Raw genomic sequence first — 19,173 nt, forward strand, 5'->3', positions numbered from 1 at the left:
TCCCCTGCCTGAAAAAGAAAAACGGATTCGTACGATGCATAATGCATACGATACAAACCCGCTTTTGTCATATAAGCGACCCTTACCATTAAGTATGAGTATATCTGCTTATTTTTATGTTATTTTGATTTTCCTAACATTTGTAAAATACCATCAGGCTGGTATCCTTTTACTGCTTTCCCATTCACGACAGTAACGGGAACACCCATAAACCCGAATGCTTCTACCTCTTCCTGATACTGGCTACTGCTCATAACGTCTCTCACTTCATAAGAAACGGATTTCTCATCTAGCATTTTTTTAACCATATCGCATTCAATACAGCCCTTTGTTGAGTATACAATTGCCCTTGATTGACTCATTTTTGTTAAGCCCCCTCTTTTTTCATCGTATGAAGCATGTTCCTTACCATTTGATAGGAACGCTTGGAAGCAAGCTTCGTAAATTCAAGGAAATTAACATGAGCTGAACCATCTGCACAATCAGACATCGCACGTACAATAACAAAAGGCACCTCATTCATGGAGCATACCTGAGCGACTGCTGCCCCTTCCATCTCTGTGCATGATGCTTGGAATGTTTCCGATAATTGCTGGACTTTTTGGCGATCTGCAATAAATTGATCACCTGAGAGGATACGTCCTGTAACAATCTGAATATCAGCTTCTAACTGATGGCCAGCATTTATTGCTAATTCCTTCAATTTATCATCTGCGATCCAACACCATGTTTTCTCAAAAGGAATCTCCCCTGGTTTGAATCCAAGTGAAGTGGCATCGATATCATGCTGCATGCAATCTGTGGAAATAACAATGTCACCGATGTTTAAATCTGGATGGACAGCACCAGCCACACCAGTAAAGATCACCTGACTTACCTGAAATTCCTGAATGAGGATTTGTGTGCAGACAGCAGCATTTACTTTACCTACACCTGATTTGCAAAGCACTACTTTTTTCCCCAGAAATTCACCTATATGATAAGTGATACCCGCTTTTGTGACGGTTTCTTTATTTTGCATGTCTTCTAAATACAAAGCGATCTCTTCATCCATCGCTCCCATGATTCCGATAGTCATCTTCTCACCCTCTATCCCGCGTAACTATTCTTCTGCCATTTCCTTCGTACTTTGACGATACTCAATCCGATGCGGCAATAACACAATATGATCTTCAACTTGTTCATTATTCATATACTTGGTTAACAATCTCATCGCAACGGCCCCAATATCATACATTGGTTGAACAACTGTGGAAAGACGAGGGCGTACCATCTCTGCTAACCGCACATTGTCGTGACCAATTACTTCTACATCCTCGGGTACAGAGTGTTCCAAATCCTGAACAGCATGAATCGCACCTATTGCCATTTCATCGCTGGCTGCAAACACGGCTGTTGGAGGTTCTGCTAGTTTCATGAAGTCTCCCATGCTTTGAAGACCTGATTCATATCGGAAGGAACCATTAGCAACCAATTGTTCATCATACGGTAATCCCGCATCCAATAACGCTTGTTTATAGCCCTCAAAGCGCACGAGTCCTTCTAACGGGTATGACATTGGCCCTGTAATGATCGCTATACGTTTATGCCCACGTCTAATTAAGGCCTGAGTAGCATCATAAGCCGCTTGAAAATGATCTATTGTCACTGCTGGTAGCTTTCCTTCTGGATCGCGAGTAGCCGCTAGAACCGTTGGAATGGACGCTGTTTTTAAGGAATGAAAATGATCTTCTTTGATCTCGGCTCCCATGAATAACAATCCATCCACCTGTTTTTCTAATAAGGTATTGATTAATTGCAATTCTTTTTCTAAGCGGTGATCTGAGTTACAAAGAATGATATTGTATTTATACATGGTAGCGATATCTTCAATACCCCGTGCTAGCTCAGAAAAAAACTGACTGGAGATATCCGGAATAATAACCCCTACCGTTGTGGTTCTCTTGCTTGCTAGACCCCTTGCTACTGCATTGGGGCGATAACCTAGACGTTCAATAGCGGTCATTACTTTTTTACGTGTTAATGGCTTTACATTCGGATTGCCATTAACGACCCTTGATACAGTTGCCATCGATACTCCTGCTTCACGTGCTACATCATATATTGTAATTGGCATATTACGTCCACCTATCTTTTCCAGATTATACCTTTCAGTATTATTTTCATAAATTTATAGCCATATAATACGATATGATACCCATAGTTGCAACCGTTTTCTCAGCCTACATTTTTCCTATTAACGGCATGATTTCGCCGTTTTTGGTCCTTTTGTCTCTTGATAGGCTGGTTCCATTAGCACAGAGCCCGCCGGAAACCACCACCCTGCACTCTCTTCAAGCTATGTATAACATCTACTCCTGACTCACCCTACCATAAGAGAAAAGCAGACCGCTCCAATGAGAGGCCTGCTAGGGTTACACACGGTTTTGGTTCTGCTTTTATTTCAAAATAGCGGTTTCTGGTTTGTAAAGACCAGAAGCATAAAGTTCATCTAGCATTTCATTGAAAGCTGGGATCGTTAGCTGTTGTTTTGCATCGGATAATGCTACATCTGGATCAGGATGAACTTCAACCATGATACCATCAGAACCTACTGCCAAGCCCGCTTTCGCTGTTGGAAGCAATAGGTCTCGGCGACCAGTCGAATGAGTCACATCTACAAATACAGGTAAATGAGTCTCTTGTTTTAAGATTGGCACAGCAGAGATATCAAGGGTGTTGCGGGTTGCTTTTTCATACGTACGAATACCACGTTCGCAAAGCATTACCTGCGTATTTCCTTCTGATAGAATATATTCAGCAGCGTAAATGAATTCCTCGATGGTCGCTGAAAGCCCACGTTTTAATAAGATAGGGTGATTAGTGCGACCCGCCGCTTTTAGCAGTTCGAAGTTTTGCATGTTACGTGCACCAATTTGAATAACATCTACATATTTTGTCGCCATTTCAAGATCAGCAGGTGTTACGATCTCACTAATGGTTACTAAATTAAACTCGTCGCCGATGCGTTTCAGAATCTCTAATCCTTCCACTCCAAGCCCTTGGAAGTCATATGGAGAGGTACGCGGCTTGTATGCACCACCGCGAAGCACACGCAATCCCTGTTTCACGTGATTTTCAGCTACAGCACGAACTTGATCATAGCTTTCTACTGAGCATGGGCCGGCAATCAGAATCTTCTCTTTTCCACCAAATTCCACGCCTTTAATAGTAAGAACCGTATCCTCTAGTTGTTTTTTACGGCTTACTAGTAGAATTTTCTTATCCTCATCCTTTTGCAGGTCAAGAGAAGCACTAAAGATTTGTTTGAATAAATGACGAATAGCCTCGTCGCTGAATGGTCCATTGTTATTCTCTACAATTAGATTCAACATGTCGCGTTCACGTTCTGGATCAAAACGATTCACGCCCTGCTTGCTCTTCTCTTGGCCTAGCTCTTGAACCAAAGAGGCACGCTTGTTGATCAATTCTAATAATTGCAAATTAATTGTGTCCAATTGGCGGCGAATGGCCTCAATTTGTTCATTTCTCATCTCTACTCCACCCTTCTACTTTTTCCCTTATCGTTTGCAAATCACAGTATGGTTATACATAAGACGTTCTGAGTTATCTGTTATTATAGTAGATGATTAGACGTTTGACCAGCCCTTTAGTACCAAAAAGCGCGAAAGTAATTGTTACAAACTACATTTTTTTTGAAAAAGGTTAATTTAATGGGGTTTTATTATCTTTAGAAGCTAGTATATGATAGAGAAAATACGTAAATCTTCCATTCCAAATGGGAAGGAGACATTTCATTTGCTAGAAGAACATGCAGATAAGCAAAATAACACTCTTTTTGCTTTAGATATTGGTACCCGTAGTGTAGTAGGACTTATCGTTGAACCGCTTGAAGAAAAAGATAAGTTTCAAATTAAAGACTGTTACATTTTAGAGCATAAGGAACGCTCTATGCTGGACGGACAAATCCACGATGTACTTGCAGTCGCTGAAATCATCGAGAAGATCAAGCAGCATCTATCTGAAAAACACGGTCCCTTACAAGAAGTGGCAGTAGCAGCAGCAGGACGCTCGCTGAAAACAAAGCGCGTGCGCTTCGAGCTTCCTATCTCCCATTTACCCGTGTTGACCAAAGACGATGTGCTTACTCTGGAGTTTTCTGCGGTACAAAAGGCACAGGCAGAATTAGCCCAAGAACTGAATGAATTGGATATTACACGCTATTATTGCGTTGGGTACAGTGTGGTTAACTACTATTTGGATGAGGAGATTATCGGTAGCCTAATCGATCAACGTGGAACAAACGCTTCTGTTGATGTTATCGCAACGTTTCTTCCACGCATGGTTGTAGATTCCTTGTTAGCAGCTCTCAAACGAAGTGGTCTGGAGATGAAGGCCCTTACCTTAGAGCCGATTGCTGCCATTCATGTATTGATTCCTACTACGATGCGTCGATTAAACATAGCACTAGTTGATATCGGTGCTGGGACCTCTGATATTGCTTTAACAGAAGATGGAAGCATAACAGCTTATGGCATGGTGCCAACAGCCGGAGATGAGATTACAGATGCTCTTATGAATGCTTATTTACTCGATTTTCCTGTTGCAGAAGAGGTAAAGCGCCAGCTACACGATCAAGAAACCGTTCAGTTCCACGATATTTTAGGAATCGAGCAGGAATTTGCTACAGATCAGGTCATTGCGGCTATTGAATCTGAAATCGAATCCCTTGCTAAACAGATCGCTCATAAAATTTTGGAGCTTAATGGCAAGGCTCCTCAAGCAGTTATGTTAATTGGGGGCGGAAGCTTAACTCCGACTCTGCCAACAAAGGTAGCCCAGCATTTAGGATTGCCAGCTAATCGTGTTGCAGTTCGAGGTGCTGATGCCATCAAGCAATTTGTTGGTGAACATCCCTTGCTAAACGGGCCTGCATTTGTAACACCTGTTGGAATTGCTCTCGCTGCACATTCCCAACCGATTCGTTATGTAACGGTTACTATTAATGATACACCTGTAAGGCTCTTTGATCTTCGGAAAATGACATTAGGTGACGCGCTCCTAGCGGCTGGTATGGACATTAAGCGGCTTCATGGCCGTCCGGGCCTGGCTATGTCAGTCAATGTGAATGGACGTCTTAAAATCATCCCCGGAGGACATGGAACCTCTCCTACCATTGTAATCAATGGTCGAACAGGCTCACTCGATTCTCTTATTTCTGATGGAGACATCATTCGTGTAAGTCCAGGTGAGGATGGTATAGAAGCAACTGCTTTGGCTCAGGATCTCATTGATTCAAGTCAGGTACTCCCCCTCACAATTAATGGCGAGGAGTTGTTACAGCCTCCTATTGTTTTACATGAGCGCATCATTCTAAAAAGCGATGCCTTGCTTTCTGATCGAATGGATTTGGAGATGCGTCTGCCTAAAACCGTCGGGGAAGCCATACAGTCCAGCAGGTTTGCCACATTGATACAGGAGGTAGCTGAAGCTCCTTTATTTACGATTACATGTAATCATCAAACCTATTCTCTTTCTTGCAAAGAATTACATATTCTTTTAAACGGCAAAAAGGCTACTCTATTGGATTTGGTTCATTCACAAGATACCATCCATTGCGAGGTTCACGATTTAGAGACCCCAACAATCGGTGATTTGATAAGTCCAGAGGATATGGTTCAGGAGACTGTAAATGTCTATGTAAACGATCAGCTTATCTGCCTAGAAACAGGTCACATGGATATACAGCTCAATGGTAATCCTGCTACCATTGAAACCCAGCTTCAGCATAACGATGTGGTAACGATACACTCCACAGTAGGGGAAGCACCTATGGTAAGCGATATATTTCGTTATATAGAAATTCCCGCTCAGCCGATTGGAACAAACCAGCTACCTACTTTCATCATGAAGGTAAATCATGTAGCAGCTTCCTTCCAAACCCCTTTAGTAAGTGGGGATAAAGTAGAACTATACTGGGAGTAAAATAAGAAAGACCCCATGCTGAAGATGGGGTCTTTCTCCTATCTGCTTATTTCATAGCTTGCTCAATAGCGTCCTTCGTAATCTTCCAATGAGAGGTATGCCATGATACTGCACCGTCCTCAATAAGGAAGATTTGTGGTGATTCGTGTTTAATCTGAAATTGCTCCGCGATCTCGTTGGAGACAGGGCGAGCTTCACGAACGAGAACCTCGGCAGCCTCTACATCGCTATTTGCTTGCAAATACGCATGAAAATGCTCATGAGCAGACGTACTGATCGGACAAACCGTACTATGCTTAAACAGCAATAGTTTGCCTGGTTTCTTTAAGAATTCTTGCAGGTCTTCTTGGGATTGCAACTGTTGAAATGCCAAATAAGCCCACTCCTTTCTCAATACCTTAGATGAACATTATGATAAAGAGAAAGCGAGCGAAAGGCAAATTTTTTCCTATTTCCATTACACTTCTATCTTAATTTGAGTCAGCTTTCTTTGGATTTCATTAATCCATTGCTGATCATTAAGCGATTTAGCCAGCAAGTATAAATCAAGTAGTTCATTTACTCTCTCATCAATCTTATCTTTTAATTCTTCATCCCCACTCTGTTCAGCGATGATGACGAGTAAATTCGCAAATTCACTGATTGCTTCGAAAGCAACCTCTTGCTCTTTTGGTTGATCTCCTAAGTTAGTCATCAGTTGTTTAAGATCATCCTTGACGAGATCGACAACCGATGTACAAGCACATGCTTCATCTTTGCAGACATGAATAGGCACATTACGAATTTTCACCCGACTGCGATAGATTACACTGCGCAGCGCGATGTCCATTTCTTTGCCACATTTGCTGCAATATTTCATTTGTATTTCTTCTCCTCTCTCAAAACTGCCTTCCGTCCAGCTTTATCTGTCTGTGTATTGATCTTATGTCTGTGTCACCCAGTTCGAGTGAAGGATATCATAATCCTGCTGAAGATCGATTGGTACATGATGGCAGTCATTTTTAACGCTAAACGCCCAAACGCTTTCTCCATATGTAAAAAGCGCATCCTCTACACATTGTAGGGGTTTCCTTTCACTTTTACATGTCATACTTTCTGTAACTAGATGAAAACTTTGGCATCCATCCATTGATTTTGGTAGATAAATGCCAAAGATACCAGTATTCTTGCCCCAACAATTAGTGATAAATAGCGTTTACTTTCTCGCATGTAGGACAAATAGCAATTTTACCCGAATGTCCAATTTCATCCTCTACCCGATAACCGGTAATTTTTTCTGAGAAGCAAAAGAGACACTCTGAATTAAATTCCATATCGTATTGAGCTTTCCAAGCAATCGATTTGAAATCCTCACCCACACAAATAGTCATATACAAGTGCTCGTTTGGTTGTAACGCTTTGATATCTCGATTCATCATATCCATTCCCCGCCTTTTTGTGAATGTCTTTATTATCATTCAGCTTTTCCACATTTTCAGAATAATAAACATCAATAAAAATATTTTTACCGAGGTACTTCGCTTTCCAAATTTTTTTGTGTACAATATGAGCAAGGTCATAAAAGTGAGGAGATACATATATGAAAGATCCACGTTTAGAAAAATTGGCACACAATTTGGTCAATTATTCCATTCGTGCTCAAAAGGGCGAGCACGTTCTTATTCATTCCACCGGTCATCAGCCTGAGTTAGTAAAAGCCCTCATTCGCAAAGTATACGAAGCTGGAGCTCACCCATATGTTCAGCTTCAAGACCCTGCCATTCAACGTGAATTATTAATGAACACAAACGAAGAACAACTGGCTGTCCTGCGAGATGCTGAAGTTGCCTTTATGAAAAAAATGGATTGTTTCATCGGAATTCGTGGAAGCAATAACATCACGGAGCTTTCTGATGTTCCAAGCGACAAAATGAGTATGTATTCGCGGCAATTACAAAGACCTGTTACAGATATCCGTGTCCCTGAAACAAAATGGGTCGTTATGCGTTATCCAAACGAATCCATGGCTCAATTGGCTAGCATGAGCACAGAAGCGTTTGAAAACTTTTACTTTGATGTTTGCAATTTAGATTACAGCAAAATGTCCAAGGCTATGGACAACCTGGTAGAGCTGATGAATAGAACGGATAAAGTTCGCTTAACTGCTCCAGGAACAGACCTAACCTTCTCCATTAAAGACATTCCAGCAATCAAATGCGCTGGAGAGTGTAACATTCCAGACGGTGAAATTTTCACTGCTCCTGTGAAGGACTCTGTAAATGGTACCCTTTCCTATAACACTCCATCTCCGTATCAAGGCTTTACCTTTGAAAATGTGAAGCTGACATTTAAAGATGGAAAAATCATTGAGGCTACTGCTAACGATACAGAACGTATTAACAAAATCTTCGATGAGGATGAAGGTGCACGTTACATTGGAGAATTTGCTATCGGTGTGAACCCTTATATCCAAAATCCAATGAAAGATATCCTGTTCGATGAAAAAATTGACGGAAGCATTCACTTTACGCCTGGACAGGCATATGATGAAGCGTTTAACGGAAATAAATCCTCCATTCACTGGGATATGGTATTAATTCAACGTCCAGAATGGGGTGGTGGAGAAATCTACTTCGATGATGTTTTAATCCGTAAAGATGGGCGTTTTGTCCTACCAGAGCTAGAATGCCTCAACCCTGAAAATCTTAAATAAAACAAAACTAATAAAACCTCGAGGGCTAATACCCCCGAGGTTTTATTAGTGTGACCGTTTTCAATTGAAGAAAGAGCCATATTCAGCTTTAGGATATATGAGCAACATTTTGCCCCTTGTCCATCATTTGCTTCTTCCCCTTTAGGAATTGAATAGCCCCATCTAGCTGATGCAGGGTATACTCCCAGCACATCTTTTGGTACTCATTTAAATCCTGCATGCTTTTTTGATAGCTGTTTCGAATAATTTCTTGACGCTTTTCCTGATAAGCAATCAAATCATCAAAAAAGTGCTTCTGATCCTCTGCGGTATGCAAATCACAAAAGAATAAACGGGTTAACATATCAGAGCGAACGATCGGCCCTTCAATTTCCGTCTTTAGTTCCTGATGAAATTGATCACGTCCTTGTTGCGTAAGACCATACATGATTTTGTTTGGCTTTCCTGACTGTAGGACCTCTTCTTTTGTAACATGTCCTTCCTGCTCCAGCTTTTTAAGAGCTGGATAGATTGCACCATAACTCGCATCGTAAAAGAAACCGATGCTACTCGTAAAGAACTGCTTTATATCGTAGCCGCTCATTTCACGATAATGTAATAAGCCTAAAATGATTGATTTGACGTCCATAACATTTCCTCCGGATGTAGGCTTTGTACAAAATTCCACTAATTTACTTACATTATTCTCTCTTTATTTCAATATTATAAAATGTTTAACTTCATATTAGCAACATTCTACCAAGAAATGAATCCTTCTCCCCCTTCCTACGAGAGTAACGCTTTAAATCGTTATAGCACAAGTTTCTTTAGGCTTATTTCCCTCTCTTTCATATAGTAAAAGCATCCTATATTCCTAGTTTTTGTATCTATTTTCAGGAATTTTCTGTGATATCTGATTACTTACATTTATTTTTGAGACTATTGTACTGGTCTCTCTCCATAATTGGGCGTTCCACCTTTATCCTTTCCTCCATAAGATGATGTATACCTATCTGCAGGGAAGTAAGGAGATGAAGTTGTGAAACCTAGAGGCTGGTCCTATACGAATACAAAATATCAGCAGATGAGTAATCTACATCCATTCAACTTCTTTGTTCCGTTAGTGGAACAGGTAAAGCACGGCGTAGTTTCCCTGATCTGCGAAGACAACACCTCCCCTCCCGACATCGATCAAATTTTGCAAAGCTTTTTGGACATGGAACCACTCGAAGCAGGCCAGACAGAAAAGAGCTTTGGTTCCGGCTTCATTTTTCATCCCAAAGGCTATATTCTCACCAGCGAGCACGTTATAGGAAAAGCTAAGTCGATTTTTGTGAAAATGTGGAATGGAAAAGTATTTGAAGCAAAGCTTGTGTTTAGTGATCCTCAACGAGATTACGCTATCGTAAAAATTGAATCCGACATACGTCTTAGCCCATTAACTCTAGGTAATTCAGGTGAGGCACGCGTAGGTGAATGGGTCATTAGTGTCGGGAGTCCCCTTGGCCTAGAGAATTCAGTTACAGCGGGAATTATCAGTGCAAAAAATAGGCGTATTCAAGTATCAAAACGCTTGTACGATGAAATTTTTCAAACAGATGCTGCTATTAACCCAGGTAATAGCGGAGGTCCCTTAATTAATTTACACGGTGAAGTAATTGGCTTAAACGCATTCATCATCCAGTCTAGTCAATGTCTCGGATTTGCCATTGGGATTGATAGTATCAAGAAAAAGATTCAGCAACTTTTATAACTTCATTTTTTCCTACCACACGTAACAATAAACGTCTAAACGAAAAAGAGTTGCCATCTCATCTCAAAGAGCTGGCAACCCCTTTTTTGCTACTAGTTCAAATCGCAAATCATCTAAGAAATTCACTCTACTGTGTATGTTTATCGACAACTACAGAGCGATCGATTCGTGATCACGTCCAATAATCTAACCACACCTAGCTTCTCCTAGAACCTACAGCATATTACCCGATGCCCCATAGCCTTAAGGGAAGAGCTAGATGTTGAAAAGAAGAAATCCTCCAATCCCCTTTAGGTTCATTCCTTCTAAGGGCATTCAAGGCGGCCTGAGGATGGCACATGACCCTGAGGCGGCTAAAATGCCCATCAGCCTAAAGAACATACTGTACGTTCTTCTTTTATAAGTAAGACAAAAATAATTGCATGGTAGGTATGTTTATCAGGTTCTAAGCTATTATCATGCCGAGGATCAAGACAGAAGATGTGTTTTCCCTCGATTATTTAATAAAAAATCCTCCGTAGCCCATCGCTAGTATAATAACGAAGGCTGGATGAACCTTGCGTTGTTCCATCAGAAAATAGGATGCACTAACCTAGTATCAATGTGTGCCATAAACCAATTTGCTCGCAGGAACCAAGAATAAATTGCACCGCCAGCGTACCCAGCAAAACGGTAACGATTGGACGAATCGAATGTGTCATCGCTTTGATTTGCGGCGCTTGGCGGAATAAATGAAATACACCTAATAAACCAATCATAGCAATCGCAGTTGGAGCAACCGTAGCAAATAAACCAACCATAGCTCCCGGAATCCCCGCCACTTGATAGCCAATATACCCACCCAGCTTTGTGGAAATTGGACTTGGCAAGGCGTTCGCTAATGCTAACGTTTCCCCGAACTCCTCAACTGTCATCCACATATAATGAGTAACGACTTCATTTTGGATCAGCGGAATACTCGGAGGTCCTCCCCCGTAGCCGAGAATATTGGTAATAAAAAACGCCCAAAAAATCTGTAGATAAATCATAGCGTTAGACTCCTTTGCTTAGTTTTGCTGCTGGTTCTTTTGCCGCTTGGTATGCCAGGTGGAGTACGCAAAGGCGATCACTAAGGTTATAGCAACGAACAAACCCGGATGAATTTGAAAAGGAACTAACGCAATTACTGAAATGAACAATATCGTTAGAAAGCCTTGTTTTTCTTGCCTATTTTTACTATCCTTCCAGCCCTTTTTAAAAAAGTCATAAGTCATTACCACCATCATGACCGCAATGACTGGTTGGATGGCTTCGATCATCCCACGTACTGTCTCGGAGGTCTTCAGCACATTTACGAACTGCATCAGAACAATCATCAGAAACAGAACAGGAAAGACCATGGCTGAGATAGCGATGATGGCACCAAGCCATCCCTTTACCTTGTATCCAATATATGCAGCCATCTTGGTGGCAATCGGCCCAGGTAAGGTATTGCCAAGTGCATAGTTATCGGCGAACTCCTCCTCGCTAACCCATTTATATTTCTTGACGCACTCGGCATGCACTAGTGGTATCATGGTTGGGCCACCACCATATCCAAAAATGCCAATCCGAAAGAATGCCAAAAATAATTGCCAATAAACCATCTTCTCTCCTCCTGTCTCCATAAGATTTCTTTATCACATGTCACGAAATCAATTTTCCTTGACCTTCTTCTTCTCGAGTCGGGATATTGTCTTACATAAGTTTGCTTCTTGATTTGTTGTTCCATCGTATGTAATAAATGTAGAGATATCTTTGGCTCCTGAAATCATAGTTACTATCATTGCCGCGAACCTATTGTATACTTCTTTCCGATCATTGTAATAAATTTTTATCCTTAAATAAAAGCTGCTCTTCCTATTTACCATTTCATTTCAAAAAACACATGCTCGAAAGACTGGCTACGCTTTTTCTCACATCGCGATTCGCCTACTAATCCCTGTGTTTTCCCATCCTTAGTTGGAAATTTCACTCCATCCACACCCAGATATCTTGCCATTTTAAGGTACATGATCCCTATAAAAAAGCGCTTTCATCAAAAAATAAAAAAAGCAAAATGGAATCGGTTCATCCATCTTGCTTCTATTCTCTATAAAAAATGATTTTCTCATAGTAATATTCATTGTCATAGTACACAGAAGTTCATAATTACACTTCCTGCTTTTTAGAAAACGCAATCAGATAGACTTCCTGACCGGTTTGAGTGTTGATTTCCTGTTCGATTTGCTTTAATTGCTGTAGCTGCGTAGAGTCTAACTCTGCAAATGGCATCTCACTAAGTTGTTTAATCGGTTCCATCTTCTCACCCACCTCCCAATTATTAAGGATATTTTTTATCATATCCCCAAAGGAAGGAAAGTATGCACGTATGTAATCATCAAAGATTGGGTGGTTATTTTTCCTACCTAAGCACTTACAGTTTGCATTTGAAGCACTTGCGATACAGCCGAGCAAGAACGTTTACAAAAACAAATAGGTACTTGCTTATCTTTGGCCTTAGACTTGATCTTTTTAGCTAGGTTATGATTAACAAAATCGGTTAGAACCAAGATCATTTTAACATCAGATGGAATTTTTAAACTGGTTTCTGAGCTTTTTCTACCTGTGATGTGGTGAATTTTTTTGTACCCAACCTCTTCAAGTATTTGTAAGATGTTACCTAACCTATCCCCACCGATAATTAATATAGACATAATAAAAATCCTCCTTTAGATAGTTTGTGCATATGACTCTGATGGTCAAAAACAGTTCGCGCACTGTTTATTGGTTATATGTCTCTGAAGCGAAAAAGTTAATTGAGAATAAATATCATTCTTATTGATAAATATTATCATTCCCAATTAAGTTTGACAATACTCTGTACTATTTTTTTCTCGTTTGTTCACACTATTTTTACTAGCTACAGCTCCATCCTTGATTGGATGGTTTTCCCACGGTTATAATCAGGCTATCACTAATTCTTAAAAAAGGAGGTGGGAGTTTATGTTGCAGGAAATTAAGCAGCTCCACACCATCTTTACCCGCACATTAGAAGGCATCAATGTTTTCCGCACCATGGTTCAACCTTTAATTGATCACGCTAGGGATGAACATATGAAGCTTTACTATCACCATATTTCTGAAGAAGAAGAACAACGGGAAGAGCGTCTACATGATCTCGTTCCGCGTTTGTCTCAGATCATTCAGGAAAAAAATTTGGACCAGCTAAGTGATCGAGAACTGTCTCATTTGCTCTCAGACCTAAACTTAGAACGATTTGGCCTGCACAATTTCCGTGAGCACTTGGAATTAGCGCTGTATGAGTTTACAGACGAGCCTAGTCGTTTAAAGCTAGATAGCATGCGTGAAAACACTCATCAGGATTATTTAGCAACCAAAGAGATCATGGTGAAGTTGAGCGAGAAATTCTCCGATGTCGTTCCAGCAAAAATGGATACGCATGATCATGACCATGGCCATGATATCCATCAGGTGAATCATTTTGAGGCTTCGTCTGCATTGCAGGATTCAAGCAGCTCTAAGCAGCCAGCAACCGTACATGCCGACACTCACAGCCACTCAGCAGAAACATCTGTTATGAAAAAAGGCCTTACTGTTGGAAGTCTGCGTCATCTCAATCGTCATGTATAAGAGAAAAAGTTAAGATCGGAGGATTTTATGGATAAATCACAAAAATTCCCAGACTCCCCATTATCTAAGGAAGAATGGCGTCAATTAGATGAAACCATCGTTGACATGGCTCGCCGCCAACTAGTAGGCCGTCGATTCATTGACATTTATGGTCCATTAGGAGAAGGTATTCAAACCATTACCAACGATATTTATGATGAATCTCGTTTTGGAAATATGAGCTTGCGCGGTGAATCATTAGAGCTAACGCAACCTAGTAAACGTGTTAGCTTAACGATCCCTATCGTATACAAGGATTTCATGCTGTACTGGCGTGATATGGCACAAGCCCGTACATTGGGTATGCCAATTGACCTTAGCCCTGCTGCTAATGCCGCTAGTAGCTGCGCTCTTATGGAGGATGATCTGATCTTTAATGGTAATCCTGAGTTTGACCTACCAGGTATTATGAATGTAAAAGGACGCCTCACCCATATTAAGAGTGACTGGATGGAATCAGGAAATGCTTTTGCTGATATCGTAGAAGCTCGTAATAAGCTATTAAAAATGGGGCACAGCGGTCCTTATGCCCTTGTTGTATCTCCAGAGCTGTATTCATTACTCCATCGTGTACACAAAGGTACCAATGTCCTTGAGATTGATCACATTCGCAACTTGGTTACAGATGGTGTATTCCAATCTCCAGTGATCAAAGGCGGTGCTCTGGTAGCTACAGGAAGACATAACCTAGACCTTGCTATTGCTGAGGATTTTGATTCTGCTTTCCTAGGTGACGAACAAATGAACAGCCTAATGCGTGTTTATGAGTGCGCTGTTCTACGTATTAAACGTCCAAGTGCGATTTGCACATTAGAAATGACAGAGGAATAAAAGAGATATACAAGAAAGAGAGATAGCCGTTTGTAAGTAAAAGGCTGTCTCTCTTTTCATTTCTTCATCGTTAACGTATTTTCAGGACTGAATATTCAGTTTTTATTAAGGGTAAAAAAACCTTAGGGATGAACCTAAGGGTAGAATCCTTTCCATTTGGAAAATAATTAAGCAATCCGAACAACCTTTTGAGGATCAGTTGTATGTAAGAAAGGCATATCTACGTGTCTAACCGCAATTTCATAGCCAATATCGCAGACTAAGATATCTACCTCTTCACGGAAAGGCAACGTACAGCTTCCCTCGTTTAATTCACATAGACGTTTTAAATGTTTAAGCCGCTCGTTCACTTTTTGCTCACGCATATGTTGATTTTCTAAATCACAAACATTGACATGACGTGCATCTACGACCATGCTGATATCCTGAATGTGAACGATTAGACGTTTTCCCTCTTCTGTAACAAATCCAAGCGAACAGAATTGAGAATCGGACATTTCTAGACGAGTAATCACCGCATGCTTATACTCTTCACCAGAGCGAAGCTTGATGGTATCAGCTTCGACAGCACCACCTATTTTACGCTCGTTGGATACAACCGTATACATATCGGTATAACCGTTAATTTGGTATCTCGTCATCGGAAATTCACTCCTATTCTTATCCTATCTGCTAATGAGACTCATTATCAATTTTATCTGTATCGTATAATGAAAATCATTATTAGTCAATATTGAGACTGTAACGAATGTTTTTATCTACTAAATAGGTTTTCCTCGATAACTCAGATTTAATCTGTAAAAATGACCCAATACCTATTCGCTACATTTCCTAGCATAAATCTATGATCCTCCTAATATCCAAAAAGGGCCTAATTGTGCTAGATCAGAATTTACATCTCGGCTACGATTAGGCAGTCTTATCAAGCTAAAATTGTTCCTTCTATTGGATTAAGCCGTTTTATTTTTATAAAAAATATAGACAGCAACCATAATGCCAGAGAACCAAATAGACATTAAAGCAAAATCTAAAGCAACTTTATATCCAAGGGAAACAAATGATAGCTTGGTTGTCAGAAAGGAAAGAAGGATTCCAATCACAGCAATGGAATACCCTAATGTATATCCATTAGCTAAAATTTGTTGACCACGTTCATCTTTTCCTTCTGACCTCGTGAAAGCAACGGTGTATGACACCGAAATGACATAGGTAATCACAAGGAAAATAAATAGAAACTCTAACATTCTGGCACATCTCCCTTATCTACTTCATATTGAAATACTTCATTTATATCAACCTCAAATAAATGAGCAATTTTAAAGGCTAGCATAAGAGACGGATTGTAGCGATTTGCCTCTAAAGACACAATCGTTTGTCTGCTAACACCTAATTTGTCAGCTACCTCCTTTTGCGACCAGCGTTTCTTTGCACGTAGCATAAATAATTCATTTCGTATTTTCCCTTCCTTTTCCAAAAAAATCACATCCTCTCGACTTCAATGTAATATATTTTTTACATAATGTAAATGATTTTTATCAAAAAGTAAAAAATATATGCATATCTAGCTTGAAATATCCAAAATAAAAAAGCTCACTAGCAGTATGGAAAACCGCCAGATGAGCTTTGACTTAGGAAAACGTCTGTATATGATCTTTTTTTGAGGCTTATTTCGTAAACAGCTGTAGCTTCTGAATTCGTTTCACTGCTTCGCGCAAGCGTTCCTCTGTGTTCAAAAGCCCTAACCGTACATATCCCTCACCATGCGCTCCAAAGCCTATCCCAGGAGCAACCATTACATGAGCTTTACATAAGAGCTCATCAGCCAATTGGGCAGATGTATAACCAGTTGGAATGGGAAGCCAAGCAAAGAACGATCCCTGTGATGGTGTCGCCTTCCAGCCAATTTCATGCAGTGCTGTATACAGGGCGTTTCGGCGGCTTTCATAGGTAGCCACTAGCTCTCGGACGCAGTCCTGAGAATCCGTCATAGCTTTAGCCGCTGCCATTTGAACAGCTCCGAACAAGCTTACAAAGTAATGGTCCTGCAACGTGTTGATTAGCTTAACCAGCTCTTTGTTTCCTACCATTGCGCCTACACGCCAGCCTGCCATGTTATAGGTTTTTGATAGGGTGTAGAACTCAACTCCTACCTCTTTTGCACCTGGAACCTGCATGAAACTAACTGGTTTTTTTCCATCAAAGGAAATGGCTCCATATGCAAAATCAGAACAAACCACAATTTCATGCTTTCGAGCAAACTTGATGGTTTCCTCATAAAATTCGAAAGGTGCGTTGACTGCTGTCGGGTTGTTCGGGTAGTTTAAAAACATCAGTTTAGCTTTTTCTAAATCAGCCGCATCTAATTGACCATAATCAGGTAAAAACTGATTATCTACAGTCAAAGGCATGGGAACCATACGTCCGCCTACCACAGCTACTCCCGACCAATAATCTGGATAACCAGGATCAGGAACCAAGGCGACATCTCCCGGATTCATCAATACCTGACAAATCTCTACTAGCCCTGTCTTACTGCCAAATAAAATGGCTATCTCTTCTTCTGGATCAAGGTCTACATCAAATTCCTGCTTATACCAATGTGCTACGGCTTGCTTTAATTCCAGCCGTCCCTGAAAAGGTGGATACTTATGATGCATAGGATCTTTCGCCTGTTTTGCCATTTCTTCTACAATATGGGGAGGTGTCGGTAAATCAGGATTTCCCTGCCCCAGATTAATAACGTCACGACCCTCACTAATTACCTTGTTAACCTTTGCTACCATCGTTGAAAAAAATTGGATGGGTAACTGTTCCATCATGGAAGCAGGCGTGATACGCATCGCTTTCCCTACTTTCTTTTTCAGAGTAAACTGACATTTATGTAATCAAAAAAAGCTTTTTGATCTGTAAGAGAAAGACCCCTTTCTTTTTGTAAGCAAAGAAAGGAGTCGTTTGTAACAATGATTTTATACTAGTTAGTGTAGCTAGTTTTTGTCAATCCATTTTTTGAATCTCAACTTTTCCTCCGTCTTTAAGCATGGACTGGCCTCTGATAACTACTTTTTCTCCCAAAGAAACACCTTTTTTAATCTCAATTAGATCGCTTGATTCCTCGCCAGTTTCTACAGCTACTTTCTTAGCGATATCGCCTTCCACTTTATATATATACTTTTTGCCGTTTTCATCGAACACAGCTTTACGTGGAATGGCAACAGCCTTCTGAGCTTTACTGGAGGTTGATTGGATTTTTAAATTAACAACCATATCTGCCTTTAATTCGTTTTTTGGATTTGGCACGGTGATTTCGATTGGATATGCTTTCAACTGTTGATCCATTGTAGGACTGATCGCGGTAATTGTTGCCTCTATTTTTTTATTCAAGGCAGTCAATTCAACCGTTGTACGATCCCCTACTTTTATCTTAGTAATTTCATCCTCTGATAAGTTTGCTTTTACTAAGAGTGGATTGGTGTTAACCAGAACAACAACTGGGACCTGCCCCGAAGCTATTTCTCCCACATGTCCACCCACCTGAGCTACAAAGCCAGAGATTGGAGCTGCTACTGTAGAATTGCTCAGCTGCTCACGGGCACTGGCAAGAGCAACTCGCGCTTGGTTAACAGAAGCTTCTGAAACCACGATGCCTGATTTTTTAGAGGCTGAGTTATAGTCTACCTTTGCGTTATTAAAAGCAGTTTCCGCATTCTTCAATGCTGCTTGCGCTTGTTCATTCTGCTGCTGAGCCAGGGCTCCTTGATTAAATAGCTCTTGGCTTCGAGTGGCATCACGCTTTGCATCCTGATAGGCACGCTCTGCCTGTGCTAATGCATTCTTAGCTGTTTCAACAGATTGTGCTGTGCTAGTACCACTTTGGCTGAGTCCTGCTACCGAAACCTGATACTGGGCTTCGGCCTGACGAACCGCATTTCTGAGGTCATCTTGGTCTAGCGTAAATAGTACAGAGCCTTTTTGTACATATTGACCCAGCTTTACATTTAGGGTTTGAATTTTACCTGGTGCTTTTGGTGAAATTTTTACTTCCTGGCTCGGAGCCAATTTACCAGTATAGCCTGCTCCTGAAGCGATAGAATCTTCTATTGCTGGGCTTATTTGCACCGGAGTTGGCGCTTCCGCCTCGGCAACCTGAGGAGCTGCAGCAGGTTCTTCGCCCGTGCATCCCGTTACTGTTAAAGCAGCAACGAGTATAAGCGGTAAGCCCCATTTACTTTTTACCATTGTTAGT

21 protein-coding genes and 1 pseudogene are annotated in these 19,173 nt (G+C 40.8%); 5 read left to right on the plus strand and 17 right to left on the minus strand.

Annotation, left to right across the window (positions count from 1 at the left end; genetic code table 11):
- Positions 1-119 precede the first annotated feature (119 nt).
- The 4 genes from BRLA_RS18865 to BRLA_RS18880 form a co-directional block, all read right to left on the minus strand.
- Positions 120-362 carry a glutaredoxin family protein gene (locus BRLA_RS18865; protein ID WP_003334837.1) on the minus strand — a complete coding sequence of 81 codons (243 nt, stop codon included), beginning with the start codon at positions 360-362 and terminating at the stop codon, positions 120-122.
- Between the two features lie 5 nt (positions 363-367).
- A complete protein-coding gene (locus BRLA_RS18870) occupies positions 368-1,078 on the minus strand; it encodes a 5'-methylthioadenosine/adenosylhomocysteine nucleosidase (protein ID WP_003334836.1) in 711 nt (236 codons plus the stop codon).
- A 24-nt stretch (positions 1,079-1,102) separates the two neighbouring features.
- Complete coding sequence (gene ccpA / locus BRLA_RS18875; RefSeq protein WP_003334835.1) at positions 1,103-2,116, minus strand: catabolite control protein A; 1,014 nt, start codon at positions 2,114-2,116, stop codon at positions 1,103-1,105.
- A gap of 322 nt (positions 2,117-2,438) precedes the next feature.
- Positions 2,439-3,533, minus strand: a complete 1,095-nt coding sequence (locus BRLA_RS18880) for a bifunctional 3-deoxy-7-phosphoheptulonate synthase/chorismate mutase (protein WP_003334834.1) — start codon at positions 3,531-3,533, stop codon at positions 2,439-2,441.
- Positions 3,534-3,798: 265 nt separating this feature from the next.
- On the opposite strand from BRLA_RS18880, the gene BRLA_RS18885 reads away from it, so the two are divergent.
- Positions 3,799-5,985, plus strand: a complete 2,187-nt coding sequence (locus tag BRLA_RS18885) for a cell division protein FtsA (RefSeq protein ID WP_003334833.1) — start codon at positions 3,799-3,801, stop codon at positions 5,983-5,985.
- A gap of 46 nt (positions 5,986-6,031) precedes the next feature.
- On the opposite strand, the gene ytxJ is transcribed toward BRLA_RS18885, so the two are convergent.
- From ytxJ to BRLA_RS18900, 3 genes are all read right to left on the minus strand, one after another.
- Positions 6,032-6,358, minus strand: coding sequence for a bacillithiol system redox-active protein YtxJ (ytxJ, locus tag BRLA_RS18890; protein WP_003334832.1), 327 nt, complete (start codon positions 6,356-6,358; stop codon positions 6,032-6,034).
- A gap of 84 nt (positions 6,359-6,442) precedes the next feature.
- Positions 6,443-6,844 carry a hypothetical protein gene (locus BRLA_RS18895; protein ID WP_003334831.1) on the minus strand — a complete coding sequence of 134 codons (402 nt, stop codon included), beginning with the start codon at positions 6,842-6,844 and terminating at the stop codon, positions 6,443-6,445.
- A 319-nt stretch (positions 6,845-7,163) separates the two neighbouring features.
- Entirely contained in the window at positions 7,164-7,403 is a 240-nt protein-coding gene (locus BRLA_RS18900; protein WP_003342505.1) for a hypothetical protein, read from the minus strand.
- Positions 7,404-7,564: 161 nt separating this feature from the next.
- Here BRLA_RS18900 and BRLA_RS18905 point away from each other — a divergent pair, with 161 nt between their 5' ends.
- The gene (locus tag BRLA_RS18905; protein ID WP_003334828.1) at positions 7,565-8,677 is read left to right on the plus strand and encodes an aminopeptidase; all 1,113 of its coding nucleotides are present in this window, start codon (positions 7,565-7,567) and stop codon (positions 8,675-8,677) included.
- 88 nt (positions 8,678-8,765) lie between these two features.
- Here the strand turns inward: BRLA_RS18905 and BRLA_RS18910 are convergent, their stop codons facing one another.
- Entirely contained in the window at positions 8,766-9,305 is a 540-nt protein-coding gene (locus BRLA_RS18910) for a PadR family transcriptional regulator (protein WP_003334827.1), read from the minus strand.
- 390 nt (positions 9,306-9,695) lie between these two features.
- On the opposite strand from BRLA_RS18910, the gene BRLA_RS18915 reads away from it, so the two are divergent.
- Positions 9,696-10,409, plus strand: a complete 714-nt coding sequence (locus BRLA_RS18915; RefSeq protein WP_003334825.1) for a S1C family serine protease — start codon at positions 9,696-9,698, stop codon at positions 10,407-10,409.
- 496 nt (positions 10,410-10,905) lie between these two features.
- Here BRLA_RS18915 and BRLA_RS18920 read toward each other — a convergent pair.
- The 4 genes and pseudogenes from BRLA_RS18920 to BRLA_RS18930 all read right to left on the minus strand — a co-directional run bounded on the left by BRLA_RS18920 (position 10,906) and on the right by BRLA_RS18930 (position 13,123).
- A pseudogene (locus BRLA_RS18920) lies at positions 10,906-11,437 on the minus strand (chromate transporter).
- An 18-nt stretch (positions 11,438-11,455) separates the two neighbouring features.
- Complete coding sequence (locus BRLA_RS18925; protein WP_003334823.1) at positions 11,456-12,034, minus strand: chromate transporter; 579 nt, start codon at positions 12,032-12,034, stop codon at positions 11,456-11,458.
- Positions 12,035-12,578: 544 nt separating this feature from the next.
- Entirely contained in the window at positions 12,579-12,728 is a 150-nt protein-coding gene (locus tag BRLA_RS24400; protein ID WP_003334819.1) for a hypothetical protein, read from the minus strand.
- Between the two features lie 107 nt (positions 12,729-12,835).
- Positions 12,836-13,123, minus strand: coding sequence for a DUF2325 domain-containing protein (locus tag BRLA_RS18930; RefSeq protein ID WP_003334818.1), 288 nt, complete (start codon positions 13,121-13,123; stop codon positions 12,836-12,838).
- A 289-nt stretch (positions 13,124-13,412) separates the two neighbouring features.
- Between BRLA_RS18930 and BRLA_RS18935 the strand changes: the two genes are divergently transcribed.
- Positions 13,413-14,060, plus strand: a complete 648-nt coding sequence (locus BRLA_RS18935) for an IMEF encapsulin system ferritin-like cargo protein (RefSeq protein ID WP_003334817.1) — start codon at positions 13,413-13,415, stop codon at positions 14,058-14,060.
- A 27-nt stretch (positions 14,061-14,087) separates the two neighbouring features.
- The gene (locus BRLA_RS18940; RefSeq protein WP_003334816.1) at positions 14,088-14,930 is read left to right on the plus strand and encodes a family 1 encapsulin nanocompartment shell protein; all 843 of its coding nucleotides are present in this window, start codon (positions 14,088-14,090) and stop codon (positions 14,928-14,930) included.
- 167 nt (positions 14,931-15,097) lie between these two features.
- Here the strand turns inward: BRLA_RS18940 and BRLA_RS18945 are convergent, their stop codons facing one another.
- From BRLA_RS18945 to BRLA_RS18965, 5 genes are all read right to left on the minus strand, one after another.
- A complete protein-coding gene (locus tag BRLA_RS18945; protein ID WP_003334815.1) occupies positions 15,098-15,571 on the minus strand; it encodes a hypothetical protein in 474 nt (157 codons plus the stop codon).
- A 309-nt stretch (positions 15,572-15,880) separates the two neighbouring features.
- Positions 15,881-16,174: a hypothetical protein gene (locus BRLA_RS18950; protein ID WP_003334814.1), complete on the minus strand. Its 294-nt coding sequence runs from the start codon at positions 16,172-16,174 to the stop codon at positions 15,881-15,883.
- A complete protein-coding gene (locus BRLA_RS18955) occupies positions 16,168-16,404 on the minus strand; it encodes a helix-turn-helix transcriptional regulator (RefSeq protein WP_003334813.1) in 237 nt (78 codons plus the stop codon). Before BRLA_RS18955 ends, BRLA_RS18950 begins: the two co-directional genes overlap by 7 nt.
- A gap of 190 nt (positions 16,405-16,594) precedes the next feature.
- Positions 16,595-17,770 carry a pyridoxal phosphate-dependent aminotransferase gene (locus tag BRLA_RS18960; RefSeq protein WP_003334811.1) on the minus strand — a complete coding sequence of 392 codons (1,176 nt, stop codon included), beginning with the start codon at positions 17,768-17,770 and terminating at the stop codon, positions 16,595-16,597.
- 154 nt (positions 17,771-17,924) lie between these two features.
- Positions 17,925-19,166: an efflux RND transporter periplasmic adaptor subunit gene (locus BRLA_RS18965; protein ID WP_003334810.1), complete on the minus strand. Its 1,242-nt coding sequence runs from the start codon at positions 19,164-19,166 to the stop codon at positions 17,925-17,927.
- Positions 19,167-19,173 lie beyond the last annotated feature (7 nt).

Source organism: Brevibacillus laterosporus LMG 15441 (assembly GCF_000219535.2).
GTDB lineage: Bacteria > Bacillota > Bacilli > Brevibacillales > Brevibacillaceae > Brevibacillus_B > Brevibacillus_B halotolerans.

Excerpts from the sequence above, each read along its gene's own strand:
- BRLA_RS18865 (WP_003334837.1), bottom strand. The coding sequence starts at position 362 with ATGAGTCAATCAAGGGCAATTGTATACTCAACAAAGGGCTGTATTGAA.
- BRLA_RS18870 (WP_003334836.1), bottom strand. The coding sequence starts at position 1,078 with ATGACTATCGGAATCATGGGAGCGATGGATGAAGAGATCGCTTTGTAT.
- ccpA (WP_003334835.1), bottom strand. The coding sequence starts at position 2,116 with ATGCCAATTACAATATATGATGTAGCACGTGAAGCAGGAGTATCGATG.
- BRLA_RS18880 (WP_003334834.1), bottom strand. The coding sequence starts at position 3,533 with ATGAGAAATGAACAAATTGAGGCCATTCGCCGCCAATTGGACACAATT.
- BRLA_RS18895 (WP_003334831.1), bottom strand. The coding sequence starts at position 6,844 with ATGAAATATTGCAGCAAATGTGGCAAAGAAATGGACATCGCGCTGCGC.
- BRLA_RS18900 (WP_003342505.1), bottom strand. The coding sequence starts at position 7,403 with ATGATGAATCGAGATATCAAAGCGTTACAACCAAACGAGCACTTGTAT.
- BRLA_RS18905 (WP_003334828.1), top strand. The coding sequence starts at position 7,565 with ATGAAAGATCCACGTTTAGAAAAATTGGCACACAATTTGGTCAATTAT.
- BRLA_RS18910 (WP_003334827.1), bottom strand. The coding sequence starts at position 9,305 with ATGGACGTCAAATCAATCATTTTAGGCTTATTACATTATCGTGAAATG.
- BRLA_RS18925 (WP_003334823.1), bottom strand. The coding sequence starts at position 12,034 with ATGGTTTATTGGCAATTATTTTTGGCATTCTTTCGGATTGGCATTTTT.
- BRLA_RS24400 (WP_003334819.1), bottom strand. The coding sequence starts at position 12,728 with ATGGAACCGATTAAACAACTTAGTGAGATGCCATTTGCAGAGTTAGAC.
- BRLA_RS18930 (WP_003334818.1), bottom strand. The coding sequence starts at position 13,123 with ATGTCTATATTAATTATCGGTGGGGATAGGTTAGGTAACATCTTACAA.
- BRLA_RS18935 (WP_003334817.1), top strand. The coding sequence starts at position 13,413 with ATGTTGCAGGAAATTAAGCAGCTCCACACCATCTTTACCCGCACATTA.
- BRLA_RS18940 (WP_003334816.1), top strand. The coding sequence starts at position 14,088 with ATGGATAAATCACAAAAATTCCCAGACTCCCCATTATCTAAGGAAGAA.
- BRLA_RS18945 (WP_003334815.1), bottom strand. The coding sequence starts at position 15,571 with ATGACGAGATACCAAATTAACGGTTATACCGATATGTATACGGTTGTA.
- BRLA_RS18950 (WP_003334814.1), bottom strand. The coding sequence starts at position 16,174 with ATGTTAGAGTTTCTATTTATTTTCCTTGTGATTACCTATGTCATTTCG.
- BRLA_RS18960 (WP_003334811.1), bottom strand. The coding sequence starts at position 17,770 with ATGCGTATCACGCCTGCTTCCATGATGGAACAGTTACCCATCCAATTT.
- BRLA_RS18965 (WP_003334810.1), bottom strand. The coding sequence starts at position 19,166 with ATGGTAAAAAGTAAATGGGGCTTACCGCTTATACTCGTTGCTGCTTTA.